Raw genomic sequence first — 26176 nt, 5'->3', positions numbered from 1 at the left:
GTAATCCCTTGCGGACCCGTTCTCAGGCTTTTCCCGAGGTGGTCATGGCAGGCTTTTGTGGACAATATTCCTGGATTTCCGAACTGGAGGAGAAATACGTCGTCCCGACGATTTCTCTCATCCAGGGTGTCGAGTGTGACGAGGTGATCCGGCGTCTGGGCGGAGACCCCGCTGCGGTCCGCAGCCTGACGGCTGTGGAGGCCGTGGAGTTGGCCGACGATTCCGAACTCGTGGGCGTCGGGCAAACGGGAAATACCGTCTACACAATCGAAAGCGTCGGATACGTCGCGGCGGTCCCTGGTGTAGTGCGTGACTTGTCGCGAGGTGGCCGATGCTTCAGCGTGCGTTTCGATGTGAACGGAGCCGACAGCGTTCACTATGCGGTCGACGGGGACCTGGTGGTGTACGAAGAGCACGACGGGCCGGTGAATCCACTTCGTCCTGACGACCCTCGCTGGCGGACCTCCTGGTGCGATGGACTTCTCGACTCCGAGGGCCGTTGGGGCCCGAACATTCTCGCTCTTGCGGAGAAGGTCATGGGAGTTCCGGTCCAAGGGTCCTGGTTCAGTGAGCCCCTGATGACAGTGGAACTCCCATCCGCTTCGAGTTACGTGGGCACACCATACTGGGACATCCCCTGACCCGAATCAGGTTCGTATTCGGTCGGGCCCTTGGCGGACAGGACAGGCGGACAGCACCACGGTGGGCTGCGATGTGTATCGGTGGGGGAGAAGACCGGAAGCGGCTCCGCCGGGCCTCCTGCCTCGCCGCAGTGGCCGTGGCCGCGCTCGTCCCGTCGGGATGCGGTCATCGGACCGAGCCGGCGGATGCTGCCTCGGCCCAGGAATCCCGGGCCGCGGAGACCGGCGAGCCCGGCATCAGGCAGGACAAGGAACCGGTGCGGAAGTACTTTCCCGAACTGGGGCACTTCGATGCCGTGGAATGGACGGGAGAGGTCCTCGGCAAGGGCAGGTCATCGGTACCGGGTCCTTCCGACATCCGGGTGTCCGGGGTCGTCCGGCTGGCGGACGCCGACGTGGCAAGGCTGAGCAAGGACTATGCCTGGCAGGACGAACCCGGTGCACCGGTGGTGCTGAGCACCATCCGTCCACGGGTACCGGGGAGCGCCCAGTGGCAGACGAGTGAGGACTTTGAGACTGCCGTCACACAAGGGCGCTACTCCGCCACGTTCTATGCCGACTTCGAGCGGAAGGTGATCGTCTTCGACGCGGTGAACCCCGAGAAGAAGACGGCGTAGAGCTGTCTGGGCTCCTCAGAGGCCCGTTGCCCGGACTGCATGCCCGGGCAACGGGCCCTCTGCGCACGCCGGTGACGGCGATGCCAGTGAGGCGGCACCAGCAAGTCCATGTGCAGCGGCACCGCCCCCGCGTACACGCGCCGCCGTACCTCGGACTCGGCGACGTACGGGCGGCGAAAAGGTTGTACGGCGTCCGGGAGTTACTGGTGTGAACATCAGCACCTCCGTGACCCGTGTTGCCCTGGGGGCGGGATCCGCTGGGACTGGCGGAGGGCCGCTGGGTGTCCTCCGCAGCCGAGCGAAGGGGTGGGATCCGATGAGCCAGGCGGACGGGCGGGCGCCGCGCGCGAGGGAGATGCGGTCGCACGCGGCAGCCTTCGTCGCCCGTGTCACCGCCCGCAGCCGGCTGCCGCTGGACTACACCGTGGCCAGTCTCCGCGTGGTCGACTTCATGGTCGACGGACTGCGCAAGAGCGGGGCCGGGCGGGAGCGGGTCGAACGGGTGCTGTTCGGGCTCGGGGTGTACGTCGGCGAGGTGCTCGTGCGCCGCGCCGGGGCGGTCTGGGTGGACCTCGACACCGACCAGCGGGCGCTGTTCGGGCAGCCGGTCGGGGTGCGGATGCCGGACGGGCGGGTGTGGAACCCCCTCGGCAAGGTGCGCAACCGGTTCGAGGTCGGAGGGTCTGAGGAGTCGGCGCAGACCTTCTATCTGACACTGCACGGAAGGGCCCGGCGGGCCGCCGTCTGACCCCCACGGCGCGGCGCGGCGCGGCACGCCACGGCGCAGTACGGCGGGGCGCTTGGGGCCAGATGGGCCGAACGTCGGGTTCGTCCCCTCGGTTGACGCGGGCGTGACCCGCCTGTTAGGCGTTTTCCCTGCTCAAGGGGGTTTTCGGTGGGGGATGTGCGGCTGTGCCGCCGGGTGTGGTGAACCGATGGCCAAGTCGCTGTAGTGGGGGGATTTCCGCCGTGGGGAAGCGTGCCGCCGGCCGTGGCCGTCGTGAGCGCCACGAGGAGCGGGGCATCGGGCGGGAGCGAAGACGACGCCGCTCCGGAGGCGGTCGTCCGCGGAGCCTGGCGCGTACCGCCTCCGCGGGCCTGGTCTTCCTGGCCGTGATGTTCACCTCGGGGGCGGCCCTGGCGTACTGGCAGGACCAGAACGCCGCCGAGGCCGAGGACCGGTCCGCCCTGGACGGCGGGGACATGCTGGAGGGGAGCCGGGAGCAGGCCGACGTGGCCGTACCCCTGGAGACGGAGACCGCGCCCTCGCCCTCGCCGTCCTCCTCCCCGTCGCCGTCCCCGTCGGCCTCGCCGTCGCCGTCGTCCGGCACCATCCCCATCCCGGCAACCGGCCCCGGCACGTTCATCACGGCACAGGCCGACGGGACTGTCGTCGGCGCGGGCAGCCGCGTACGGCGGTACAAGGTGATGGTCGAGGACGGCATCGAGGTCTCGGCGAGCGGTGCCGCGGCCGAGATAGCCGCCGTGCTCGCCGATCGCCGGGGCTGGTCCCGGGACGGGGTGAACTCCTTCCGGCTCGTCAGCTCCGGTCCGTACGACTTCGTCGTCAAGATCGCCACTCCGGGCACCGTGGACCGGATCTGCGGGGCCGCGGGGCTGCTGACCCGTGGCGAGGTCAACTGCAGTGTGGGCACCGACGTCGTGGTCAACCTCAAACGGTGGGTGCTGGGCTCACCGCAGTTCGACGGGCCCATCGGCGAGTACCGTGCGCTGATCGTCAACCACGAGGTCGGTCACCGGATCGGGCACGGCCACGAGACCTGCCCCGGCCCCGGTCAGCCGGCTCCGGCGATGATGCAGCAGATCAAGGGGCTGAAGGGGTGCGTGGCCAACGCCTGGCCGTACGACCGCGACGGGCGGTATCTGGGCGGGCCCTCCGTCCCCTGACGGGCGGGCACCGCCGCTCCCGAGGGAGACGCGCCGGAGACCGTGAGGGCGATGTGCCGGAAATGTTCCCGCGGTCGAGTTCCGGTCCGGCGCTGATGTATAACCGGGGCCGATTTCCCCAGTGCGCGGGGGCGCCGCCCGCCGTGTCCGTCCCCGCTCCGTTTCCCCCGACCTGTCGAAGGGTTCCTTCGTGCTGCCTTCCTTCCCCGCGCGGTACTCCGCCTCCGCCCGCCCCCTCGCCGTGGCCGCCGTCGGCGGGGCGCTGCTCCTCGTGTCCGCCTGTGGCGGGCAGCACGGGGGCGATGATGCCGGGAAGGGCGAAGCAGCCGGTTCCGGGCACGTGGCCGCGGAGGGGAGCACCCCCTCCGGCACCGTCTCGTCGGCCGCCTCCGCCTCCCCCTCCGTGAGCGCCTCCGCCTCCGCTTCCGTCTCCTCCTCCGCATCCGTCTCCTCCTCGCCCTCGGCCTCCGACGCGCCCCGCCCGGCTGCCTCGGCGACCGCCGGCGCGTCCCGGGCGTCCGCCGGGAGCGGTGGCGGGAGCGGTCCGGGCGCGGGCGCGGGCACCGGTGCCGACGGCGGATCAGGGACCGGCGCCCGCGGTCCGGGCCAGGACGGCCGCTCCTCCGGCGGCGCGTCCGCGCCCGGCTTCCCCGTTCCGGTCGACGTCGGCGACGCCACCCAGATCATCACCGTCGACTCCAACGGCTCGTACGCGACCGTCACCGCCTGGGCCAAGGGCTCCGCCGGCTGGAAGGAGCAGTTCGGCACCGCTTCGGGGCGGGTCGGGTCCAACGGGGTCGTGGACGGGGCGAGCAGGCGGCAGGGGACGTGGACGACGCCCTCGGGGACGTACACCCTCACCGAGGGGTTCGGCGTCGAGGCGGGCGGGACGAGCATGCCGTACCACGTCGTCGACGGAGACGACTGGTGGGTGCAGGACCCGGAGTCGAAGTTCTACAACTCCATGCACGGCGAGGAGGGCGCGGACTTCCCGCTGACCGAGTCCGGCGACCGGGGCAGCGAACGCCTCGCCAACTATCCGATCCGGTACGCCAAGGCCCTGGTCATCGACTTCAACCGGTGGCCCGCCGTGCCGGGCCGCGGGGCCGGCATCTTCCTGCACGTCAACGGGAACGGGGCGACGGCCGGGTGCGTGTCCGTGCCGCGCGCCACGATGGACCGGATCATGGCCTGGATCACCCCTGGCTCGCACCCGCGCATCGCCATCGGCTGAGGCCCGGCGCGGGGGCGCCGCCGCCGCGCTCCGCGGTGCGGCGGCGACGAGCTGTGACGTTTCCGCGGGCCGCGACGCTGATGACCTTGAGGCGTCGGCACGGCCGGGAGCGGACGTCTGACGTCGGACTTGCCGCCCGCCCGGTACAAACGGCACTAACGAGGACGGTCTTGGGGCAGGGAGGGGAACCCCGCCGCGTACAGGCGTACGACGGGGAATTGGGCGCGGCGGTCGAGCGGGCCCAGAGCGGGGACGAGGCCGCGTTCGCCGTCGCCTACCGGCTGGTGCAGCCCGGGCTGCTCGGCTACCTGCGCGGGCTGGTCGGCGACGAAGCCGAGGACGTGGCGTCCGACGCCTGGCTGGAGATCGCCCGGGACCTGGGGCGGTTCAAGGGGGACGGGGCCGGCTTCCGCGGCTGGACCGCGACCATCGCCCGGCACCGGGCACTGGACCATCTGCGCCGGCAGCGGGTACGACCGCGGCCGGCGGCGCTGGAGCAGGACCTGCTGCAACTGCCGGCCCAGCACAGCACGCACGACCAGGCCCTGGAGTCCCTCTCCACGGCGCGGGCGCTGGAACTGGTGCGCGGACTGCCGCGGGACCAGGCCGAGGCCGTACTGCTCCGGGTCGTCGTCGGCCTGGACGGCCCCGCCGCCGCACGGGTGCTGGGCAAACGGCCGGGCGCCGTGCGCACCGCCGCCCACCGGGGGCTGCGGCGGCTGGCCCGCACCCTCGGCGGCGCGGGTGTGACGTACGGGGGCCCCGGGACGCTGGGTGAATCGGAATGAACACGTGGGACGGCGGACCGCCGGACACGGACGCCGGACGGGATACGGACATGGGTGAAGCGCACAGGCACGGCGGTGCCCCGGGTCGTCGGCCCGCGCACCACCCCGCGGGCGCCGCGTCCGGCGGCTTCGCGCACACGCCGGACGAGGCCGCGCTGGAAGCGATGCTGGAGGCGGTGCTCGGCGCCGCGATGCGCGGCGGCGCCCTGGACGCGAGGGCCGAGGAGGAGGCGGTGGCCGCCTTCCGGGCCGCCCGGGACGCGGGCACCCATCGGGCGCGGACCAGACGCCGGGACGACTGGCGGCCGCGCGACGGACGGCGGGCCCGGCGCTCGGTGCGCGCCACCCTGACGGTGTTCCTCGCGAGCCTGACCCTCGGCGGGGTCGCGGTGGCGACGATCGGTTCGGCGGGCTCCTCGGACGGCGGCGAGAGCGATCCGCGGCGGCCCGGGCCCAGCGCGTCGGTCGGCACCACCCCCGGCCGCGGCGCGTCCTCCTCGCCGGGGACGCCCCCAGGTGGCGGGCCGCCCGCGTCGGCGGCCACCTCCGCCGCCCCCGACCGCCGGGACGCCGCCGCCCGGGAAACGGAGGCGCAGTGCCGTGCCTACGAGAACGTCGCCGACCGCGGCCGCGCGCTCGACTCCCCGGCGTGGCAGCGCCTCGTCGAGGCCGCGGGCGGCGCGGACCGGGTCGGTGAGTACTGCGCGCGGCTGTCGCCGCCGCCCGGCGACGGCAACTCCGCCAAGCCCGACACCCCGGACCCGGCGGGCGACCCCGGGCGCGGACCGGGCGCGGGTGAGCAGCCGGGTGGCGGTGAGCAGCCGGGCGCGGGTGAGCAGCCGGGTGGCGGTGAGCAGCCGGGCGCGGGTGAGCAGCCGGACGTCGGCGAACAGCCGGGTGCGGGAGACAAGCCGGACGGCGGCGAGTGGCCGAGCGCCGGGACGAGGCCGAGCGCCGGAGCGAAGCCGAGTGCGGCCAACGGCCGGAGCGGCGGCGGCGCCGACGGCAGCGGGAACACATGAGGCCGGCCGCGGCCGGCCCGGCCCGGCCGTCGTACGGGGCGGAGCGCGCTGCCAAGGCAACGGCCGGGGCCGCCACCCCCCACAGGAGAGGCCCCGGCCGTCGCGCGGCACGGGCCGCGCGGCGACCCGTACTACCTACAGCGCCGCGGCTGCGTTTTGTGTCACACCCGCCCGCGTCACGGCTTAGTTGCATCTTGTACGGCCATTCGTGGGGACATGGACGGGGAGCGGTTTCAAGACGTAACGTGCCTTTCGCGCCGGAGTGCGGAGGGTGGTGCCCCCGCGCCAGCCTGCGGTAGACCACCGCGGGGAGCCATGGAAATTCAGGCGCAAAGAGAGGCGCGCGGGGTGCTGGGGGACGACGCGGAGCTGACCGCCGCGGTGCGTGCGGCACAGGACGGAGACGAGACGGCGTTCCGGACTGTGTACCGCACGGTGCACCCGCGGTTGCTCGGATACGTACGGACGCTGGTCGGCGAACCGGATGCCGAGGACGTGGCGTCCGAGGCCTGGCTGCAGATAGCCCGTGACCTGGGCCGCTTCAGCGGCGACGCGGACCGCTTCCGCGGCTGGGCCGCCCGGATAGCCCGCAACCGCGCCCTGGACCTCATCCGCATGCGCGGGCGCCGGCCCGCGATCGGCGGTGACGAGACCGAGCTGACCGGCAAGCCCGCGGAGTCCGACACCGCGGGCGAGGCCATCGAGGCCCTGGCCACCGGAAACGCTCTCTCCCTGATCGCCCGGCTGCCGCAGGACCAGGCCGAGGCCGTCGTGCTGCGGGTCGTCGTGGGCCTCGACGCCAAGACCGCCGCCGAGACACTGGGCAAGCGCCCGGGCGCCGTCCGCACCGCCGCGCACCGCGGCCTGAAGCGCCTGGCCGAGCTGATCGGCGACGATCCGGAATCGACCCGCGCGCTCGACGCGCTGCCCGCGCCGCGAGAACCGCGAGAACCGCGCGGCCGCGCGGTGACGTCCGCCACTGTGACGCACAGCGGTGCGCGGACGCAGAAGGGCATGTGATGGCCGACGAGCAGGACAGGTGGCTGGACCGCAGGACGGCGGAGCGTTTGCTGCGCGGAGAGTCACCGGACGCTGTCGGCCCCGCGGCCCGGGACCGGGCCGAACGGCTCGCCGCCACCCTCGCCGCCCTCTCCCCGGCACCCCCTCCGACCAGCGAGGAACTCCCCGGCGAGGCCTCCGCCCTGGCCGCCTTCCGCAAGGCGCACGCCGAGCGGAGCGGTGAGCGGGACGGTCTGCCGGCCGCACTCGCCGACGGCTCCGCGGCCCGGACCTCGGACGCCGGGCTGGTCCGTATCGGGGCCCCCGCCGGCGACGCGGCGCACCCCGGCCGGCGCCGCCCGCTGCGCCTGGCACTGGTCGCCTCGCTGACCGTCGGCCTGCTCGGCGGGGTGGGGGCCGCGGCCGGAACCGGAGTCCTGCCGACGCCGTTCAGCGGTGCGGAGCCGGGCGCCGGCGCCTCCGTCTCGGCCGGTGTGAGCCCCGACCGGCCCGAGCACCCGATGGTGGGACCGTCCTCGCGGGACACCGGCGGCCCATCCGCCCCCGGCACCGGCTCGACCGGCCCGTCCGCCCCGGCCGACGACGGCACGGCCCGGGGCGAGGCGGGCGCCGGTACGGCCGCGCGGCCCGGCTCCGGCACGGGCGACGGCGAGCGCCGCTCGGCCGGCGGGCGGCACGACATCACCACGGCCTGCCGCGACCTGCGCGCGGGCAAGGACCTCGACCGCGGGCGCAAGCGCGCGCTGACGGACGCCGCGGGCGGTGGCGGCGCCGCCCGGGTGTGGAGGTACTGCAAGACCGTCCTCGCCGAGACCGCCGCCGAGCGCCGCAGGGGCGCCGACGGCAGGACTCCCGGCGGCAACGAGAGCCGCGAGGGCAACGAGAGCCGCGAGGGCGGCAAGGGCGCCGACGGGACCGGCGAAAAGGGCAAGGGCAAGAAGAACGAGGGCGGACAGGACGAGAAGGGCAAGAGCGGCAAAGGCGGCAGCAGCGTCGACGCCGGCGACGACGGCCCTCCCATACGTCCGCGCGCCCGGCTCGCCCCTGACTCCCTGAGCCACGGGCGCCCCGCGGGCCGCCCGGCCCCGGCCCCTCAGTCGGACTCCGGCCGTGACCTGCGCTTTTCCCAGCTCGCAGAAAAGTTTTCGCCAAAGGTGTGACACTTTTGGCGGCCCCGACGCAGTACTGAGTGAGCCGACTGGTCATCGGCTGTCGCACCGAGCCGGGGTTCCCCCCGTACCCACGGCTCGTGCACCTGGCGCGGGCGGGACACGTTCCCCCGGTCCCGCCCGCGCCCCGCTCCTCCCTACCGGTGCACCACCACCTTGTCGCCGTTCCTCACCTGCGCGTACAGCGCGGCGATCGCCGTCTCGTCCCGTACGTTGACGCAGCCGTGCGAGGCGCCGGCGTAGCCACGGGCCGCGAAGTCGGACGAGAAGTGCACGGCCTGGCCGCCGCTGAAGAACATCGCGTACGGCATGGGGGTGTCGTACAGCGTCGACCAGTGGTTCCGGGACTTCCAGTAGACCTTGAACACCCCCTCCCGGGTCGGCGTGTACTCCGACCCGAACCGCACCGCCATCGTCGACACGGTCCGGCCGTCGATCATCCAGCGCAGGGTCCGGCTCTCCTTGCTGATGCACAGCACCCGGCCGGTCCGGCAGCGCGGGTCGGGCGCGGCGGCCGGCTGCCCGCCCATCAGGTACAGCTCCCACTTCCCCGGCTCCCGCGTCATCCGCAGCAGCCGCCGCCAGGTGACGGTGTCGGTCTCGCCGGTCCGCGGCAGCCCGCGCTTGCCCTGGAAACCCCGGACCGCGCGCTCCGTCAGATCGTCGTACGTCCCGGTCGGCCCGTCGTGGAGCCACTCGACCTGCCGCAGCCGGGCCTGGAGTTCCCGTACGTCCCGGCCGGTGTCGCCGCGCGACCACAGCACCATCCCCGGCTCCGGCTCCCCTCGTGGGCTCGGCCGGTCGTCCGACCCGGGGGCGGCCGGCGGCGCGGTGGTGGTGGTCTCGATGCGCACGGGAGAGCGCAGCCCGCCGCCGTCGTCGGCCCGGACCGTGCAGCCGCCCACCGCCACCGCCGCCGTCACCGCCGCCACCAGCGCCGCGGCGCCTGCCCTTCCCGCGCCCCCGCGCCTTCCCATGACCGTTCCCATGCCCCTCCTCCTGCCCGTACCACGCATCACGGCCCCCCGTCGTCTCACGGTCCGCACGGACGTCACCTGAGATGTTCCCCGCGGATGACGGGCGGCGAACGGCGGGGCATCGTGGTGCACACGGCGTCGGCACACAGGCGGACAAGCGAAAGGCGGCAGACCATGGCGCGTGAGTCGGAGTCCCGACTGCCCATCCAGCCGGTCTACGGACCCGGCGACCTCGACGGCTGGGACCCGGCGGAGCGGCTGGGCGAGCCGGGGGCGTATCCGTTCACGCGGGGCGTGTACCCGGCGATGTACACGCACCGTCCGTGGACGATGCGCCAGTACGCCGGTTTCGGCACGGCGGCGGAGTCCAACGCCCGCTACCGGCAGCTGATCGAGCACGGCACCACGGGCCTGTCGGTCGCCTTCGACCTGCCCACCCAGATGGGCCACGACTCCGACGCCCCGCTCGCGCACGGAGAGGTCGGCAAGGTCGGCGTGGCGGTCGACTCGATCGACGACATGCGGGTGCTGTTCGGCGGGATTCCGCTGGACCAGGTGTCGACGTCGATGACGATCAACGCGCCCGCCGCGCTGCTCCTGCTGCTGTACCAACTGGTGGCGGAGGAGCAGGGGGTGAGCGCGGACCGGCTGACCGGCACGATCCAGAACGACGTGCTGAAGGAGTACATCGCGCGCGGGACGTACATCTTCCCGCCGAAACCCTCGCTGCGGCTGGTCGCGGACATCTTCGCGTACTGCCGGGCCGGGATCCCGAAGTGGAACACGATCTCGATCTCCGGCTACCACATGGCGGAGGCGGGCGCGTCCCCGGCGCAGGAGATCGCCTTCACCCTCGCCAACGGCATCGAGTACGTGCGCACGGCGGTGGCGGCCGGCATGGACGTCGACGACTTCGCGCCGCGCCTGTCCTTCTTCTTCGTCGCCCGTACGACGATCCTGGAGGAGGTCGCCAAGTTCCGCGCGGCCCGCCGGATCTGGGCCCGGGTGATGAAGGAGGAGTTCGGGGCGGAGAACCCCAAGTCGCTGATGCTGCGGTTCCACACGCAGACGGCCGGGGTGCAGCTGACGGCCCAGCAGCCGGAGGTGAACCTGGTCCGGGTCGCCGTGCAGGGCCTGGCGGCGGTCCTCGGCGGCACCCAGTCGCTGCACACCAACTCCTTCGACGAGGCCATCGCGCTGCCCACCGACAAGTCCGCCCGCCTCGCGCTGCGCACCCAGCAGGTGCTGGCGTACGAGACGGACGTGACGGCGACCGTCGACCCCTTCGCCGGGTCCTACGCCGTCGAGAAGCTGACCGACGACGTCGAGGCGGCGGCCCGGGAGCTGATGCAGCGGGTCGAGGACCTCGGCGGCGCGGTCGAGGCGATCGAGGCCGGCTTCCAGAAGGAGGAGATCGAACGCAACGCCTACCGCATCGCGCAGGAGACCGACGCGGGCGAACGGGTCGTGGTCGGCGTCAACCGCTTCCGCCTCGACGAGGAGGAGCCGTACGAGCCGCTGCGCGTCGACCCGGCCATCGAGGCGCAGCAGGCGGAGCGGCTGGCGAAGCTGCGCGCCGAGCGGGACCGGGGCGCGGTCGCCTCGGCCCTGGCGGCGCTGCGCGAGGCCGCCGAGGGCTCGGACAACGTGCTGTACCCGATGAAGGACGCACTGCGGGCCCGCGCCACGGTCGGCGAGGTCTGCGACGCGCTGCGCGAGGTGTGGGGCGCCTACGAGCCGTCGGAGCGCTTCTGACGGGCCGGTGGGGGAGTGTCACAGGCGCGTGCCACACTCCCTCCCATGTTCGGCGTCACCGACCTTCCCACCTACCTGGCGGGCGTCCTCCTCATCGTCCTGCTGCCCGGCCCCAACTCGCTGTACGTCCTCTCCGTCGCCGCCCGCCGCGGCGTCCGCGCGGGGTACCGCGCCGCCGCCGGGGTGTTCTGCGGCGACACCGTGCTGATGACGCTGTCGGCCGCCGGGGTGGCCTCGCTGCTCCAGGCCAACGCCGTGCTGTTCGGCATCGTGAAGTACGCGGGCGCCGGCTATCTGACCTGGCTGGCGGTCGGCATGCTGCGGGCCGCCCGGGCGATGTGGCGGACGCGGCGGCAGGCGGCCGAGCAGGCGATGGCCCCGGCCGCGGCCGGCGCCGACGAGCGCCCCTACCGCCGGGCCCTGGTCATCAGCCTCGTCAACCCGAAGGCGATCCTGTTCTTCGTCGCCTTCTTCGTGCAGTTCGTCGACCCGGGGTACGCCTATCCCGCCCAGTCCTTCGTCGTCCTGGGCGCCTTCGCCCAGCTGGCCAGCTTCCTCTACCTGAGCGCGCTGATATTCACCGGCACCAGGCTGGCCGCCGCCTTCCGCCGCCGCAGGCGCCTGTCGGCGGGGGCGACCTCGGCGGCGGGTGCGCTGTTCCTCGGGTTCGCGGTGAAGCTGTCACTGTCGAGCACCTGACCTCCCCCCCCTCGGCGCCGGTCAGCGCGGCGTCGAGGCGCGGGACGCGTCGCGTGCCCGCCCGGCCGCGCGGTAGCGGCGCACCGCCCTGGTGACGATCGGCGGCAGCAGGTCCACGGCGAGCCGGCGGGCCCGGGCGGCGCCGGCCGGGCGGGCCGGGGCCGGGCGGCGGGCCGGGACGGGTTCCCGCGCGGGCTTGGGCACGGGGGCCGTGTAGTGCCGCGAGCGGGGGAACGGCGGCGGCTGCATGGTCTTGGCACGGGCCCGGACCAGCCGGTGCCCCGCGGCCTGCTGCACGCTCACCGAGCAGTCGTCGCGCCCCCGCAGCATGGCGACCAGCTCGTCCTGGACGGGCTCGGGGTCCCCCCAGGTGGCGTACAGCTTCTGGGTGCTGAGGCAGATCGGGCGCAGCCCGCCGTTGAGCACCGCCTCCCAGGCGGCGACGGAGACGCCCGGCGTGTGCTCGGAGCGGAAGTCGTCCAGGACCACGACGCCGTCCGGGAGCAGCAGCTCACGGGCCGCCTCGATGTCGCCGCGCACATGCTCGTAGAGGTGCGAGGCGTCGATGTGGACGAACCGGCAGGTGGCCGGTTCCACCTCCTTGGTGATCACGGACGTCGGGCCCTGGACGACCGTCGGAAGGGCCTCGTGGAAGGACAGGTAATTCTGTTCGAATGCCTGTCGGGTGAGGGTCGAATAGGAACCGGCCGACTCGGCACGGTTTGCCTGGTCCGGGGCGTCGCTCCCGAACAGGTCGCAGACCGTGAACGTCTCGCCGGCCTGAAGGTGGTGCCCCAGCAGAATCGCGCTCTTGCCCATGTAGGCGCCCAGTTCCAGCAGGTCGCCGGATACTCCCCGCTCCGTCTGCCGCTCGAGGAACCAGGTGAAAAGTACCTGGTCAAGCGGCCAGAACCAGCCGGGGACGTCCTTCAGCTCGCCGGGGCGGCTTTCGGTTGACTGTGCAGTGGCCATGCAGGGAGATTGCCTGTTAAGAGCATCGCAATCCAGCCTATTGTCGAATGTCGCACAAACAAATCATCGAGACGGCACGGTGACGATCTTGCGGGCCCGGGACAATGCCGCCCGCATACGCGGGCCGGCGGTTTCTCGACGAACCCGTTCGGCAGCCGGGCCGGCTCCGGCACGGCGGTGACGGTGAGCGGGAACGTCGGGTACGTCGGCACGGGCGCCGCCGTGCCGACGACCGCGCAGGTCACGCTCCCGCTCACGGCTCACCGCTTGATCGAGCGCCGGAACGACCTGACCCGGCGCACCACCCTGCGCGCCGCGGCGCTGCGGGGCAGGAACGCCAGCCGCTGCGGGATGCCGCCCGGCAGCCCCAGCGCCGTAAGCCGCCGCTTCTTGAAGTACCGCCAGGTGTGGCTGTCCAGCCGCGCCGCCAGATACCGCTCGGCCTCCGGCCGCAGCCCCGGCAGGATCCTCGGCTGCATCGCGAACCCGACCGTCCGGACCAGCTCGGTGAGGGCCCCCGGGTCCAGGCCGCGGCGCTGTTCGGCGACGGCCGCGCCGTCGGTGACCTCGGGCAGCAGCGCGTCGACGACGGTGACGGGGACGCGGTTGCTGTTCTCGTACGGCGTCAGCCGTTCCAGCAGCGTCCCGGTGCCGACGCGGGCGACCGGCAGACCGTACAGCGCGGACGCGGTGAGCAGGGCGGTGGAGAAGCAGCCGACGACCAGCGCCGGGCGCATCCGCTGGTACAGCACCTCGGCGAGCACGGGCGTGTCCAGCACGGTCAGCTCGGCTCCGAGCCGCTCGGCCTCCTGCTCCAGGGTGCGGGTGAAGCGGGCCGGTGCCGTGGGGTGCGGCTTGAACACCACCCGGGTGTGGCCCAGGCCGACGGCGCCCCGCAACATCCGCACGTGCAGGTCCTCCTCCTCCTCGGCGGAGAGGATGTTCAGCGCGGACAGGTACTGCCCGAGCAGCAGCGCGGGCTCCGCCGCCTCCGGCAGCGGGTCGCCGGTGTCGGCCAGCTCGGCCAGCACCTTGCCGAACGCCGAGGCCGGCACCACCTCGGCGCCGACGCCGAACTCGGTCAGCAGCAGCGGCTCCAGGCCCGGCACCAGGTCGAGGTGGAGCAGGCGCTCCACGCGGGAACCGACCAGCGGATCGATCTTGTTGCGGGTCGGGCCGTAGCTCATCAGGCCGTCCGCGTAGACCGTCACCGGCGCGTCGGTGAAGATCTGCGCCAGCCCGAGCGCCGGGTTGACCTGGATCGACTCCACGGCGAGCGCCACGTCGTCGTCCCCGATGTCCCAGGCGAGACGCAGATGCCTCTCCCACAGGGGGACGTCCTCCAGACGCGGCCCCCAGCCACTGGGGTGGAAGGGGGAGATGGCCTCGTTCCACGACAGCACGTCGTCGAACCGGGGCCGCAGCCGCTCGAATCCCGGCATCTCGTCCACGGCCGGCGTCGTCTCCGGCGTCGCGGCGTTGTTGGACACCAGCAGCACACGCCGGCCGGCGGGCGCGAAGCAGCCGGCGTCCAGGGCGGCGGCCAGGGTGGCCGCTCCGTACAGCGTCGACGCCAGGAAGATCTGGGTGGTCATGCCGCCACCTCCGCGCCCGGCACCGGACGGCGGCGCAGCCGGCGCAGCCGCGTGGCGCGCTCGGCGTCCATCGAGTCCAGCGCCTCGTCGAGGACGTCCTGCGGCATGCGCCGCAGCGCGGCGGCGCTCATCGCCTTCAGTTTCCGGGCCACGGGCGGCTCGAACCTTTCGATGGAACCGAGGTGATGCGAAATGATGGCGCAGTACGTGCGCACGGCCTTCGGCAGCAGCCGCGCCGCGTCGGCGTCCTGGGCGGTTTCCTCGACGACCTGGTCGAAGGCGCGGATGAAATCGAGCCGGCGGGCGTCCCCGATCTGGGTCAGCGACGAGGCGACCCCGCGCCGGTAGAAGACACCGAGCAGACCGGTCACCGCGAAGGACTCCGCCTCCCGGTGCAGCTTCCAGATCCACGGCCGGTCCTCGGCCGTGCGCAGCCCGTCGGTGAAGTGCAGCAGGCCGCGGTCGGCCAGCCGGCGGTGGTAGACCCCCGCCCAGGCGAAGGCGTAGTCGACGGACGTGGAGCGGTGGGCGGGCAGGATCGCGTCGCGCGGGCGCAGCACGACGTTCCGGCGGCCGTGCGGGACCCGGTGCACGGAACGGGTCCGCGCCGCGCACTGCACGTGGTCGGTGCGGACGAAGTCGCAGCCCAGCTCCTCGATCACGGCGACCAGCCGGGCGTAGTAGCCGGGTGCCAGCCAGTCGTCGCCGTCCAGGAAGGTCAGATACTCGCCGCGCGCCCGGTCCAGGCCGGTGTTGCGGGCGGTCGCCAGGCCGCCGTTCCGCTCGTGTCTGACCAGCACCGCCCCCGGCAGCTCGCGCTCGGCGCGCGCGAGGAGGTCCGCGGTCCCGTCGGTGGAGCAGTCGTCGACGAGAATGAATTCGAAGTCGTCCCGCGCGTTGGCGCGCAGACTCCGCAGGGCATCGGGGACGTATTGCCGCACGTTGTAGAACGGCACGATGACGGAGAGCTTGAGCACGCAGCCGACGTTAAAGGGCGGCCCGTCATTCCCCTTTACCCCTGGCTGGATGCCGGGTGAACGGAGCGTGGCGAAGCCGTGAAGCGAACGGTTTTCCGGACGTCGAACGGGCCGATTCGCCGTTCGGCGGTGCGCTGTTAACCGTTTGTTGGATTCTGGTTGGGCCGTTCCTAGAAATGGCTTCCTAGCGTCTTCGACGTGCCAGCAAGTGCAACGAAAGCCCTGCGGGTGGCCGTCCTCGCGGACTCCGACACCCGGTGGAAATGGGGCGCCCTCACCGCGAGCCGTGTCGTCCCGGAGAACTCCGACCTCCGCCTGGACGGCTACCTGCTGCGCGGCCGGGCGACCCCGACCCCCCGCCAGCTGAAGGAGGTCGGTGTCCGGACGGACTCCCTGCGTGAGGTCACCGGAGTCGAGTTCCTGCGGACGATGGGGGAGGAGCCGTACGACGTGCTCGTCCTCGCCCTGGTCGGCGGCGGCGTCCAGGCGATGCTGCACGGACTCGGCCGGGTCTTCGAGGACCGCACCGACCGGCCCGTCGTCGTCACCGGCTACGTCGGCGTCGTCTACGAGAAGCTCGCCGACGGCCTGCTGCTGCGGCACGGCGCCGACCTGGTGCTCGCCAACTCCCGCCAGGACGCGGACCGCTTCCGCGCCGTGTACGAGGGGGTCGGCGCCGACGCCTCCGCGGTCACCGAGGTCGCCCTGCCCTTCCTCGGGGGTGCGCCCTACACCGGCGAACACGACCCCTACACGGTCGTCTTCGCCGCCCAGCCCTCGGTGCCGGAGAGCCGCAAGGACCGCACGTACCTGCTGGACCGGCTGATCCGGCACGCCCGCCGGCACCCCGGGCGCGAGGTGCTGCTCAAGCTGCGCTCCAGGCCGGGCGAGCACACCACGCACATCGAGGAACTGCCGTACCAGAAACTGGTGCAGAAGGCCGACCCGCCGCCCAACTTCCGCCTGGTCTACGGGCACATGGGCGAGGTCCTGGACCGCACCGACCTGCTGGTCACCGTCAGCTCCACGGCCGCGCTGGAGTCCCTGCACCGCCGCATCCCGACGGTCGTGCTCACCGACCTCGGGGTGCGCGAGGCGCTCGGCAACCACCACTTCATCGGCTCCGGCTGCCTCGCCTCCTGGGACCAGCTCGACGCCGGCCACCGGCCCGCGCCCGACGCGGACTGGGTCGCCCGGCAGGGTGTCGCCGCCGGGGACACCATCTTTGGTGCGGGCTCGTACGCCACCGCCTTCGACACCGCGCGGGAGCGCCTCGCGAAGCTGCTGGCGCTGCGCGGCGGCCTGCCACCCCTGACCCCCTACTACACACCCGTCACCGCGCCCGGCTACCTGCCCGGCATCCTCGCCCGCCACCACCTCGGCCCGGACGGCACGCCACTGCCCGGCGCGCCCGCCGCCGACCGCGCACCCGGCCCCGTCCGGCAGGTCGTGCGCCGCGCGGCGCGCGGCGCCTACCGGCACGGCGTCCAGCGCGTCGCCCCGGTGATCCGGCGCATGGGGGAGCTGTGACCCCGGTGACCCGTACCCAAGGAGGGGTACCCATGTCCCAACCCGAAACGGGTCAGGGCGCCTCGGTGCGCCGGATCCTCGCGGTCATCCCCGCACGCGGCGGCTCCAAGGGCGTCCCCGCGAAGAACCTCGCCCCCGTCGGCGGTGTCCCCCTGGTGGCGCGCGCCGTGCGCGAGTGCCGGGCCGCCCGGCTCGTCACCGACGTCGTCGTCTCCACCGACGACCAGGCCATCGCCGCCGCGGCGCGCGAGGCCGGCGCCGAGGTCGTGCTGCGCCCGGCCGCCATCGCCGGGGACACGGCCACCTCCGAGGCCGCGGTGCGGCACGCCATGGACGCCCACGAGGCCCTGCACGGCGCCGCCGTCGACGTGGTGCTGCTGGTGCAGTGCACCAGCCCGTTCCTGGTCCGCGAGGACCTCGACGGGGTGGCCGGGGCGGTCGCCGAGGACGGCGCCGACACCGCGGTGACCGTGGCCCCGTTCCACGGGTTCGTCTGGCGGGACGGCGACGGCGACGGGGACGGCTCCGGGGACGGGGAGAGGGACGGCGCCGGCGTCGGCGCCGGCGGCCACGGCGTCAACCACGACAAGTCCTTCCGTCCGCGCCGCCAGGACCGCCCCCAGGACCTGCTGGAGACCGGCGCCGCCTACGCGATGGACGCGGCCGGCTTCCGCGAGCACGGTCACCGCTTCTTCGGCCGCACCGCACTCGTGCGCACCGACCCGGCGCGGGTGCTGGAGATCGACGACCCGCACGACCTGGCCCGCGCCCGCGCGCTCGCGCCCCTCTTCGACTCCACGCGCCCCGGCGCGCTCGCCGTCGGCTCTCCCGCCCACCTCCCCGCGGCGGAGGACATCGACGCGGTCGTCCTCGACTTCGACGGCACCCAGACCGACGACCGGGTGCTGATCGACGCCGACGGACGGGAGTTCGTCGCCGTGCACCGCGGCGACGGGCTCGGCATCGCGGCCCTGCGCAGAAGCGGGCTGAAGATGCTGATCCTGTCCACGGAACAGAACCCGGTCGTCGCCGCCCGCGCACGCAAGCTCAAGCTCCCCGTGCTGCACGGCGTCGACCGCAAGGACATCGCGCTCAAGCAGTGGTGCGACGACCAGGGCATCGCGCCGGAGCGCGTGCTCTACGTCGGCAACGACGTCAACGACCTGCCGTGCTTCGCCCTCGTGGGCTGGCCCGTGGCGGTCGCCGGCGCCCACGACGTCGTCCGCGGCGCCGCACGCGCGGTCACCACCGTCCCCGGCGGCGACGGCGCGATCCGGGAGATCGCCGGCTGGATCCTCGGTCCCTCTCTCGATTCCCTCCCCAAGTAAGGAAACCCCTGTCATGAGCAACTCCCGCATCCGCACCCTCGGTTCGCGCGAGGCCGGCCCCGGCCGCCCCGTCTACATCACCGGCGAGATCGGCATCAACCACAACGGCGAGCTGGAGAACGCGTTCAAGCTCATCGACGCGGCCGCCGAAGCCGGCTGCGACGCCGTCAAGTTCCAGAAGCGCACGCCCGAGATCTGCACCCCGCGCGACCAGTGGGACATCGAGCGCGACACCCCCTGGGGCCGGATGACCTACATCGACTACCGCCACCGCGTCGAGTTCGGCGAGGACGAGTACCGCCAGATCGACGAGTACTGCAAGTCGAAGGACATCGCCTGGTTCGCCTCCCCGTGGGACACCGAGGCCGTCGCCTTCCTGGAGAAGTTCGACGTACCGGCCCACAAGGTCGCCTCCGCCTCCCTGACGGACGACGAACTGCTGCGCGCCCTGCGGTCGACCGGCCGGACGATCATCCTCTCCACGGGCATGTCGACCCCGAAGCAGATCCGCCACGCGGTGGAGGTGCTGGGCAGCGACAACATCCTCCTGTGCCACGCGACGTCCACCTACCCGGCCAAGGCCGAGGAGCTGAACCTGCGGGTCATCAACACCCTCCAGCAGGAGTACCCGAACGTCCCGATCGGCTACTCCGGCCACGAGACCGGCCTGCAGACCACCCTGGCCGCCGTCGCCCTCGGCGCCGCGTTCGTCGAGCGCCACATCACCCTCGACCGCGCCATGTGGGGCTCCGACCAGGCCGCGTCCGTCGAGCCGCAGGGCCTCACCCGCCTGGTCCGCGACATCCGCACCATCGAGGCCTCCCTCGGCGACGGCGTCAAGAAGGTCTACGAGTCCGAGCTGGGCCCGATGAAGAAGCTGCGCCGCGTCACCGGCGTGGTCGCCGAGGCCGAGATCGCCGCGGCGGCGGGCGAGCCGGTCACCGTCTGACCCCGCCCGCCGACTCCCCTCCCCACGCCCTACGACGGGACGGTCGTACGCCGATGAGCCCCCGCGCCGGGAATGCCGGCCCCCACACTCTCGCCTTCGTCGAGAGTCCGGTACAGCTCCTGAACGTGCTGGAGTGGGCGCACGTCAGCGCCCCCTGGACGCAGCTCACCCTCGTCGTCCTGTCACCCGTCGACCCGATGACCCGGGGCCAGCTGCGCCGCATGGCGGAGCTGGCCCGCCAGGAGGGCCACGAGGTCCGCTGGGAAGAGGCCCGGGGAGGGGCCACGGCCCCCTTCCGCACGGTCGGGGGACTGGCCGGTGCCCTGCGCCGTGCGCGGCGCATCGTGATGGGCGACCCGTTCTCCCGCTACGTACAACTGCTCCTGACCATCACCCGCGCCCGCGAGCTGGTCGTCGTCGACGACGGCACGGCCACCATGGAGTTCGTCACCCAGCTCGCCCGCGGCGAACGCCTGGTGCGCTGGCACCGCAAGGGCAGCCGCCCCGGCCCGCGCGACCTGCTCTTCGCGCCGGTGTCGTCCTCCGCGCGGCGCAGGCTGACCCCCGCCGGGGAGCGCCGGGTCTCGGTCTTCTCCTCCATGCCGATCGAGGAGATCCCCGACGGCGTGACGGTCACCGCCAACGCCTTCGCCTGGACCCGCGCCCGCTTCGGCCCGCCGCGCATCACCAAGGGCGCCGACATGGTCGGCACCTCCCTGGTGGAGACCGGCGTGGTGGACGGCGACCGCTACCTGGACGCCGTCCGGGGCCTGGCCCGCGCGCACGGCGCCACCCGCTACTTCGCCCACCGCCGCGAGAGCGCCGACAAACTCCACCGGCTGGCGGTGGAGACGGGCCTGGAGGTGGTCCGCCCCGACCTGCCGCTGGAACTGATCGCCCGCCGCGGCCCGGTCGGCCGCACCATCCTCAGCTTCCCCTCCACGGTGGTCCACACCCTGCCGCTGGCCCTGTCCGGCACCGACGTCAAGGTCGCCGTCTGCGACATCGACCCCGCCTGGCTGACCCGGCACGCCTCGCCACGGGCCCGCGGTTTCCTGTCCGGGGTGACGGGCTCGGCCCGGGACGTGCACCGGCTGTCGGCCGTGGCGGGCACCGGGTGACCGGCCCGTGGTCCGGCCCACCCGGTCAAGGCGCCCGACGGCCGGTGGCGCTCCCGGCGCGGCGGGCGGCGCGGACCCGGCGGTAGCTCCACAGCAGCAGGGCGAACAGCACCAGCCCCGAGACGATCAGACTCATCCCGGTGGCCCACCCGGAGTACGGCAGCCGGGGAACGAGGCCCCAGACCACCCCCGCGCCGACGAGGGCCACACCGGTCAGGACCGATCCCGTGACGCGCCACGGTGACGAGACGCTCTCCTCGGCCGCCCGCATGGCCCGCCGCCGCACGGGATCGACGAACCGGTCCAGCGCCGGCACGGCACGGGCCAGCAGCGCCGTCCCGGCGAACACGAGCAGCAGCCCCGGCCCGGGCAGCACCAGCAGGACCACGCCGATCACCACCAGCACGGCACCGAGCACGCCCAGCGTCCCCCGCCGCACCGATTCGGCACTCCACGTCACGGCACCCCGCCTTCCCGCGGCCGACGCACACCACCGCTCCCGCTCCCGACCCTAGGCCGTGCGGACCGCACACCGCAGCGCCCGGCACCCGGACCCGGGCGCGTGCGGCGGGCGGTGCGTGGTATCCGTGAGAAGAGAAGCGAGCGAAGAACGGCGAACCAGAGCAGAGAAGAGCACAGCACAGCAGAGAAGATCAGATCACAGGGCGGGTGCCGGGAGTCGGGTGCGGGTGCCGATCTCCGGTGATCGCATGATCGACGCGGCCGTCGAAGGCGGGCGAGTTTACCCAAGACACCAGAGAGCTATGCGTACGGCGGCCAGATTTTCTTCCCCTGACGGGCTGAATTTTATTGATCGTGGGTCAACCGGCCGCTCCGGCGTCCTACCCTTCAGAGGGTGAAGCAATTGATCTCCCCCAAGTCCGAGGCCGAGCTTCCCGGAGGAGCCCTGCTTCCCGGCGCCCTGCCCGAGGAGCTGCGTGCCGAACTCGTCGCCTTCCGGCGCGACTTGCACATGCATCCCGAGCTGGGCAACCAGGAGTTCCGCACCACCGCCGCGATCAAGGAACGGCTCGAGCGGGCCGGTCTGAAGCCGCGCGTACTCCCCGTCGGGACCGGGCTCATCTGCGACATCGGCGTGGACGCGGGGGAGCCGGCCGGCGCACCGGGCGTCTTCGCCCTGCGGGCCGACATCGACGCCCTGCCCATCCCGGACACCAAGACCGAGTGCCCCTACCGCTCGACGGTGCCGGACCGGGCCCACGCCTGCGGCCACGACGTGCACACCACCGTCGTCCTCGGCGCCGGCCTCGTCCTCGCCGCGCTGCACCGGCGGGGCCTGCTGCCGCGCCCCGTGCGGCTGGTCTTCCAGCCCGCCGAGGAGGTGCTGCCCGGCGGCGCCAAGGACGCCATCGAGGGCGGGGCGCTCGACGGGGTGCGCCGCATCCTCGCCGTGCACTGCGACCCGCGGGTGGACGCCGGGCGGATCGGACTGCGCGAGGGCCCCATCACCTCCGCCTGCGACCGGCTGGAGATCGCCCTGGACGGCCCCGGCGGCCACACCGCCCGCCCCCACCTGACCACCGACCTGGTCACCGCCGCCGCCCGCGTCGCCACCGACGTCCCGGCGCTGCTCTCCCGGCGCGTCGACAGCCGCAGCGGCCTCTCCCTGACCTGGGGGCGGATCGAGTCCGGGCACGCCCCGAACGTCATCCCGCAGCACGCCGAGCTGGCCGGGACCGTGCGCTGTCTGAACCTCGACACCTGGCGCCAGGCGCCCGACCTGGTGGTCGCCGCCATCGACGAGGTCGCCAACCTGCACGGCGCCAAGTCGGAGATCACCTACGTACGCGGGGTGCCGCCGGTCGTCAACGAGGTGACCAGCGTCGAACTGCTCCAGACCGCCATGGTCGCCCGGCGCGGCACGGACTCCGTGGAGAACACCGAGCAGAGCCTGGGCGGCGAGGACTTCTCCTGGTACCTGGAGCACGTGCCCGGCGCCATGGCCCGGCTCGGCGTCCACCCGCCCGGCGACCGCACGGTGCGCGACCTGCACCAGGGCGACTTCGACGTGGACGAGCACGCCATCACGGTGGGCGTGGAGCTGTTCACCGCCGCCGTCCTCATCGACGGCGCCCTCTAGGGCCGGTTGCCGTGGGCGACGCCGGAGCCGTCGTCACCGCATAGCCGTCGGGGTCCTGGAGGGTCACGCCCCAGGTGGGCTTGGACGGCAGCGACCTCAGAGATCACGTGACCGTGTGCCGGCGGGCGCTGGTCCCAGGACCAGCGCCCGCACCCGCCGGGGAACGCAGGCGGCCGGGGCGGGTGGTGGAAGAGGCACCGTGTGGCAGGCACGTCGGACACCCTGCCGACCGAGATCGCCGAGCACAGGACCCGCGACCCAGCTCACTGGAGCGATCAGTCAGGAGGCGCGGCCGTGGCACCCACCGCTGTTCGCGCCGCCGCCACGAATGCCGCGATCGCCGGGTGGGCGCCGCCGCCCGCGCGGAAGGCGACCTTCGAGCGGCGGAAGAGGGGCAGCCGGGTCAGGACCACGTCCTCGGGGGCGTGTGCAGTGGCCATCTCCGGTACGAATCCGGCGCCTTGCCCGATGGCGGCCAGTGCCAGGACCGTACGGAAGTCGTTGACCCGATGGCGGATGCGCGGCTGGAAACCGGCCGCCTGGCAGGCGCGTACAGCCATCGCGTGGCCGGTCGTGCCGTCCCGGGCCGTGATCCACGGGGCCGTGGCCCACGGTCCGAGCAGCTCCGCCAGCGTGTCACCGCGGACGGCGGGACCTTCTGCGGGACCGGTGCCGGTGGCGGCGCCCGTGGCCAGGTACATCGGCTCCTCCAGCAGGGGCACCTGGTCGACCGTGGTGTCCGGGGACGCGGGCACGAAGTCGTAGTCGTGGACGAGGGCCACGTCGAGTTCGCCGGCGCGCAGGCCGTCGGAGACCCGCGCCGAGTCGATCTCCTGCACCATCGGTTCCAGCGCGGGATGCCGCCGGGCCAGTTCGGCCAGCGTGGCGGGCACGATCGCGGGGCCGCCGGAGGGAAACGTCCCGATCCGCAGCGGCCCGCCGATGCCCTCGCGTGCCCCGGCCAGCTCGGAGACCGCCAGTTCGAGGCGTTCGAGGACGGCGTCGGCGTGGGTGACGAGGGTGCGGCCCGCGGGGGTGAGCACCACCCGTCTGCCACTTCGTTCCAGCAGGGGTACGCCCGCCTCGCGCTCGAGCACGCTCAGCTGCTGGGAGACGGCCGAGGCGGTGAAGGTCAGCGCCTCGGCGACGGCCACGATGGTGCCGCGCCGGTCCAGTTCGCGCAGCAGGTGGAGACGTCGGACATCGAGCATAAGGTGAGCTTACGCATAGGCGAAGAAACATGAACTGGATCTACTGGGTTCGGGTCGGTCAGGCTGGGCGCATGAAGCCCGAAGCGAACCTCGCCGGCCTGTTCGTCCCCTTGGTGACCCCGTTCACCGACGACCTGCGCCTCGCCCCGGAGGCGCTCGCCCGACTCGCCGACGAGGCGCTGTCGGCCGGCGGCGCCCGCGGACTCGTCGCCCTGGGCACCACCGCGGAGGCGGCCACCCTGACCACCGAGGAGAAGCGGGCCGTGGTCCGTATCTGCTCGGCCGCCTGCCGCGCGTACGGAGCTCCGCTGATCGTCGGCGTCGGCACGAACGACACCTCCGCCGCGATCACGACACTGCGGGAGCTGGCTCAGAGCGGTGACGTCACCGCGGCGCTGGTGCCCACGCCGCCCTACACCCGGCCCGGCGAGGCGGGAACGCTGGCGCACTTCACGGCACTCGCCGAACACGGGGGTCTGCCGCTGGTCGTCTACGACATCCCGTACCGCACCGGTCAGCCCCTGAGCACCGGCACGCTGAACTCGCTCAGGCGCCTACCGCAGGTCGCCGGGGTCAAGTACGCGACCGGTGCGATCGACGCAGCGGCGATGGAACTGCTCGGCTCGCCGGCCCCGGGCTTCGCGGTGCTCGGCGGCGATGACGCCGTCATCTCGCCGCTGCTCGCGGCGGGCGCCCACGGCGGCATCCTGGCGTCGGCCAATGTCCGCACCGCTGACTACGCCGAGCTCATCTCGCTGTGGCAGCGCGACGCCACCGGACCGGCCCGCAGGCTGGGAGCCGAGCTGGCCCGGCTGTCCGCCGCGCTCTTCGCCGAGCCGAACCCGACCGTGATCAAGGGGGTGCTGCACGCCCAGGGCCGTATCCCCAGCCCGGCCGTCCGCCTGCCGCTGCTGGCCGCCTCCGCCGATTCGGTCCGGCGAGCGGTGGACCTGGCCGCCGCCACAACCCGAGCGACCGCGGCCTGACACGGGCCCGTTGCCCCGGGGGACCCGGTGGACCTCGACGCAAGCCGATGGGGCCCGCCCGCTCCCGCGCCACCGCACTCCCCACGTGGGCGAACTCCCCAGGCGGCCGAGGCGGCGGACCACTCCGGTTGCGGCGGGCCGCTCCGGTTGCGGCCGGGACGGGACGGGGGCAGCGTGTGAACCAGCACTCACAGGGGTGTGACCGGCCAGCGGCACGAATGGATAACGGCCCCCAGGAACCCCGTTCCCAGGAGTGTCTACGCGCGTTAATGTGCGCCGAACCGAGCGCCCGCTGCGGGGTTTTGGAGAATGGGGAACTTCAGATGCGTCGGATATCGAAACTGACCCGCGTCGCGGTGGGGGTCGCGTCGCTCGCACTCGCCGCCACGGCCTGCGGTGGCACCAGCAGCGAGAGCGGCGGCGACGGCGGCACCAAGCAGGACATGGGTCTGGCCATCGCCTACGACATCGGCGGCAGGGGTGACCAGTCCTTCAACGACGCCGCCTACCAGGGCCTGAAGAAGGCCCAGGACGAGTTCGGCTACAAGACCGCCGACATCGAGCCCACCGAGGGCGAGACCAACGCCGACAAGGAACAGCGGCTCTCCTCGCTGGCGCGGCAGGGCTACAACCCGGTCATCGGGGTCGGCTTCGCCTACGCCCCGGCGATGAAGGCCGTGGCCGACAAGTACCCGGACACCACCTTCGGCATCGTGGACTCCGTGGTCGAGGGCGACAACGTCGCCTCCCTGGTCTTCGCCGAGAACGAGGCGTCCTACCTCGCCGGCGTCGCCGCGGCCAAGGCCACCAAGACCAATGTCGTCGGATTCGTCGGCGGTGTGGACGTACCGCTGATCCACAAGTTCGAGGCCGGTTACACGCAGGGCGTCAAGGACACCAACCCCAAGGTGCGGGTGATCGCGCAGTACCTGACGCAGACCGCGGAGGAGGGCGGCTTCTCCAGCCCCGACAAGGGCCGGGCGGCCGCCGAGGGTCAGATCGAGAAGAACGCCGACGTCGTCTACCAGGCGGCCGGCCTCTCCGGACAGGGCGTGATCGAGGCCGCGGCCAAGGCCAAGGTCTGGGCGATCGGCGTCGACTCCGACCAGTACAAGCAGGAAGCCCTGGCGGCGCACAAGGAGTACATCCTCACCTCCGCCCTGAAGGACATCGACGGCGCGGTGTACACGCTGGCCAAGTCGGTCGAGGACGGCGAGCCGCTGACCGGCGTGCAGACCTTCGACCTGAAGTCCGACGGTGTCGGCCTGTCCAAGAGCAACCCGAAGTACGCCGAGGTGCCCGGTCTCGAGGAGGCCGTGGCCAAGGCCAAGGAAGAGATCATCAACGGTTCGATCAAGGTGCGGACCGAGCCGTAGACCGGACTCGTACCACCTGCACGGACCGCGCGAAGCGGGCGGGCGCCCCGGGCCCCGCCCGCTTCGCCGTTCTCCAGGGCCGCTTCTTCCGGTCTCTCGCAGCCCTTCCTTCTTCCGGGCTCTGCCCGCCCCCTCCACCCGGAGTCTCCGCCCCGTCCATCCGGGTCCCCCACCCCCTCCGTCCGGGGTTTCCGGGCCCT

The 26176-nt window shown here is 73.1% G+C and carries 24 protein-coding genes; 18 read left to right on the top strand and 6 right to left on the bottom strand.

The window, feature by feature from the left end; all coding sequences use genetic code 11:
* The first annotated feature begins 8 nt into the window (after positions 1-8).
* The 9 genes from ACLGIH_RS12530 (at position 9) to ACLGIH_RS12490 (ending at position 8390) form a co-directional block, all read left to right on the top strand.
* Positions 9-641, top strand: coding sequence for a DUF6461 domain-containing protein (locus tag ACLGIH_RS12530; RefSeq protein WP_416525331.1), 633 nt, complete (start codon positions 9-11; stop codon positions 639-641).
* A 137-nt stretch (positions 642-778) separates the two neighbouring features.
* Positions 779-1258 carry a hypothetical protein gene (locus ACLGIH_RS12525; RefSeq protein ID WP_416525330.1) on the top strand — a complete coding sequence of 160 codons (480 nt, stop codon included), beginning with the start codon at positions 779-781 and terminating at the stop codon, positions 1256-1258.
* A gap of 316 nt (positions 1259-1574) precedes the next feature.
* Positions 1575-2006, top strand: a complete 432-nt coding sequence (locus ACLGIH_RS12520; protein WP_416525329.1) for a hypothetical protein — start codon at positions 1575-1577, stop codon at positions 2004-2006.
* A gap of 221 nt (positions 2007-2227) precedes the next feature.
* Complete coding sequence (locus tag ACLGIH_RS12515; protein WP_416525328.1) at positions 2228-3166, top strand: DUF3152 domain-containing protein; 939 nt, start codon at positions 2228-2230, stop codon at positions 3164-3166.
* 190 nt (positions 3167-3356) lie between these two features.
* Positions 3357-4400, top strand: a complete 1044-nt coding sequence (locus ACLGIH_RS12510) for a L,D-transpeptidase family protein (RefSeq protein ID WP_416525327.1) — start codon at positions 3357-3359, stop codon at positions 4398-4400.
* 170 nt (positions 4401-4570) lie between these two features.
* Complete coding sequence (locus tag ACLGIH_RS12505) at positions 4571-5188, top strand: RNA polymerase sigma factor (protein WP_416525326.1); 618 nt, start codon at positions 4571-4573, stop codon at positions 5186-5188.
* 50 nt (positions 5189-5238) lie between these two features.
* Complete coding sequence (locus tag ACLGIH_RS12500) at positions 5239-6210, top strand: hypothetical protein (RefSeq protein ID WP_416525325.1); 972 nt, start codon at positions 5239-5241, stop codon at positions 6208-6210.
* A 348-nt stretch (positions 6211-6558) separates the two neighbouring features.
* Complete coding sequence (locus tag ACLGIH_RS12495; protein WP_416529360.1) at positions 6559-7230, top strand: RNA polymerase sigma factor; 672 nt, start codon at positions 6559-6561, stop codon at positions 7228-7230.
* On the top strand, positions 7230-8390 hold the full coding sequence (locus ACLGIH_RS12490) for an extensin (protein ID WP_416525324.1): 1161 nt from the start codon (positions 7230-7232) through the stop codon (positions 8388-8390). The genes ACLGIH_RS12495 and ACLGIH_RS12490 overlap by 1 nt, the downstream gene beginning before the upstream one ends.
* A gap of 146 nt (positions 8391-8536) precedes the next feature.
* On the opposite strand, the gene ACLGIH_RS12485 is transcribed toward ACLGIH_RS12490, so the two are convergent.
* Positions 8537-9388, bottom strand: a complete 852-nt coding sequence (locus ACLGIH_RS12485) for a L,D-transpeptidase family protein (protein ID WP_416525323.1) — start codon at positions 9386-9388, stop codon at positions 8537-8539.
* A 162-nt stretch (positions 9389-9550) separates the two neighbouring features.
* Here ACLGIH_RS12485 and ACLGIH_RS12480 point away from each other — a divergent pair, with 162 nt between their 5' ends.
* Positions 9551-11131 (top strand): acyl-CoA mutase large subunit family protein, encoded by a 1581-nt coding sequence (locus ACLGIH_RS12480; RefSeq protein ID WP_416525322.1) that lies wholly within the window; start codon positions 9551-9553, stop codon positions 11129-11131.
* A 45-nt stretch (positions 11132-11176) separates the two neighbouring features.
* On the top strand, positions 11177-11830 hold the full coding sequence (gene leuE / locus ACLGIH_RS12475; RefSeq protein WP_416525321.1) for a leucine efflux protein LeuE: 654 nt from the start codon (positions 11177-11179) through the stop codon (positions 11828-11830).
* A 21-nt stretch (positions 11831-11851) separates the two neighbouring features.
* On the opposite strand, the gene ACLGIH_RS12470 is transcribed toward leuE, so the two are convergent.
* From ACLGIH_RS12470 to ACLGIH_RS12460, 3 genes are all read right to left on the bottom strand, one after another.
* Complete coding sequence (locus tag ACLGIH_RS12470; protein ID WP_416525320.1) at positions 11852-12802, bottom strand: class I SAM-dependent methyltransferase; 951 nt, start codon at positions 12800-12802, stop codon at positions 11852-11854.
* Positions 12803-13062: 260 nt separating this feature from the next.
* Positions 13063-14397, bottom strand: coding sequence for a polysialyltransferase family glycosyltransferase (locus ACLGIH_RS12465; RefSeq protein ID WP_416525319.1), 1335 nt, complete (start codon positions 14395-14397; stop codon positions 13063-13065).
* On the bottom strand, positions 14394-15374 hold the full coding sequence (locus ACLGIH_RS12460) for a glycosyltransferase family 2 protein (RefSeq protein WP_416525318.1): 981 nt from the start codon (positions 15372-15374) through the stop codon (positions 14394-14396). The genes ACLGIH_RS12465 and ACLGIH_RS12460 overlap by 4 nt, the downstream gene beginning before the upstream one ends.
* Before the next feature lie 198 nt (positions 15375-15572).
* Between ACLGIH_RS12460 and ACLGIH_RS12455 the strand changes: the two genes are divergently transcribed.
* From ACLGIH_RS12455 to ACLGIH_RS12440, 4 genes are read left to right on the top strand one after another with little or no spacing between them, the layout of a single operon-like run.
* Positions 15573-16904: a DUF6716 putative glycosyltransferase gene (locus tag ACLGIH_RS12455; RefSeq protein WP_416525317.1), complete on the top strand. Its 1332-nt coding sequence runs from the start codon at positions 15573-15575 to the stop codon at positions 16902-16904.
* A 32-nt stretch (positions 16905-16936) separates the two neighbouring features.
* The gene (locus ACLGIH_RS12450; protein ID WP_416525316.1) at positions 16937-18232 is read left to right on the top strand and encodes a cytidylyltransferase domain-containing protein; all 1296 of its coding nucleotides are present in this window, start codon (positions 16937-16939) and stop codon (positions 18230-18232) included.
* A 13-nt stretch (positions 18233-18245) separates the two neighbouring features.
* Positions 18246-19181 carry an N-acetylneuraminate synthase family protein gene (locus ACLGIH_RS12445; protein WP_416525315.1) on the top strand — a complete coding sequence of 312 codons (936 nt, stop codon included), beginning with the start codon at positions 18246-18248 and terminating at the stop codon, positions 19179-19181.
* Positions 19182-19234: 53 nt separating this feature from the next.
* Positions 19235-20302: a hypothetical protein gene (locus ACLGIH_RS12440; RefSeq protein WP_416525314.1), complete on the top strand. Its 1068-nt coding sequence runs from the start codon at positions 19235-19237 to the stop codon at positions 20300-20302.
* A gap of 25 nt (positions 20303-20327) precedes the next feature.
* On the opposite strand, the gene ACLGIH_RS12435 is transcribed toward ACLGIH_RS12440, so the two are convergent.
* A complete protein-coding gene (locus ACLGIH_RS12435; RefSeq protein WP_416525313.1) occupies positions 20328-20762 on the bottom strand; it encodes a PGPGW domain-containing protein in 435 nt (144 codons plus the stop codon).
* A gap of 396 nt (positions 20763-21158) precedes the next feature.
* On the opposite strand from ACLGIH_RS12435, the gene ACLGIH_RS12430 reads away from it, so the two are divergent.
* Entirely contained in the window at positions 21159-22403 is a 1245-nt protein-coding gene (locus ACLGIH_RS12430; RefSeq protein WP_416525312.1) for a M20 family metallopeptidase, read from the top strand.
* Positions 22404-22678: 275 nt separating this feature from the next.
* Here ACLGIH_RS12430 and ACLGIH_RS12425 read toward each other — a convergent pair whose 3' ends face one another.
* On the bottom strand, positions 22679-23614 hold the full coding sequence (locus ACLGIH_RS12425; protein ID WP_416525311.1) for a LysR family transcriptional regulator: 936 nt from the start codon (positions 23612-23614) through the stop codon (positions 22679-22681).
* 71 nt (positions 23615-23685) lie between these two features.
* Here ACLGIH_RS12425 and ACLGIH_RS12420 point away from each other — a divergent pair, with 71 nt between their 5' ends.
* Together ACLGIH_RS12420 and ACLGIH_RS12415 are read left to right on the top strand one after the other, a co-directional pair.
* Complete coding sequence (locus ACLGIH_RS12420; protein ID WP_416525310.1) at positions 23686-24600, top strand: dihydrodipicolinate synthase family protein; 915 nt, start codon at positions 23686-23688, stop codon at positions 24598-24600.
* Between the two features lie 323 nt (positions 24601-24923).
* On the top strand, positions 24924-25976 hold the full coding sequence (locus tag ACLGIH_RS12415) for a BMP family lipoprotein (RefSeq protein WP_416525309.1): 1053 nt from the start codon (positions 24924-24926) through the stop codon (positions 25974-25976).
* Positions 25977-26176: the final 200 nt, after the last annotated feature.

The sequence above is a fragment of the Streptomyces hamibioticus genome, from assembly GCF_047946815.1.
Lineage (GTDB): Bacteria > Actinomycetota > Actinomycetes > Streptomycetales > Streptomycetaceae > Streptomyces.
The sequence above is the reverse complement of the archived record's forward strand: the minus strand, read 5'-3'. Positions and strand labels throughout refer to the sequence as shown.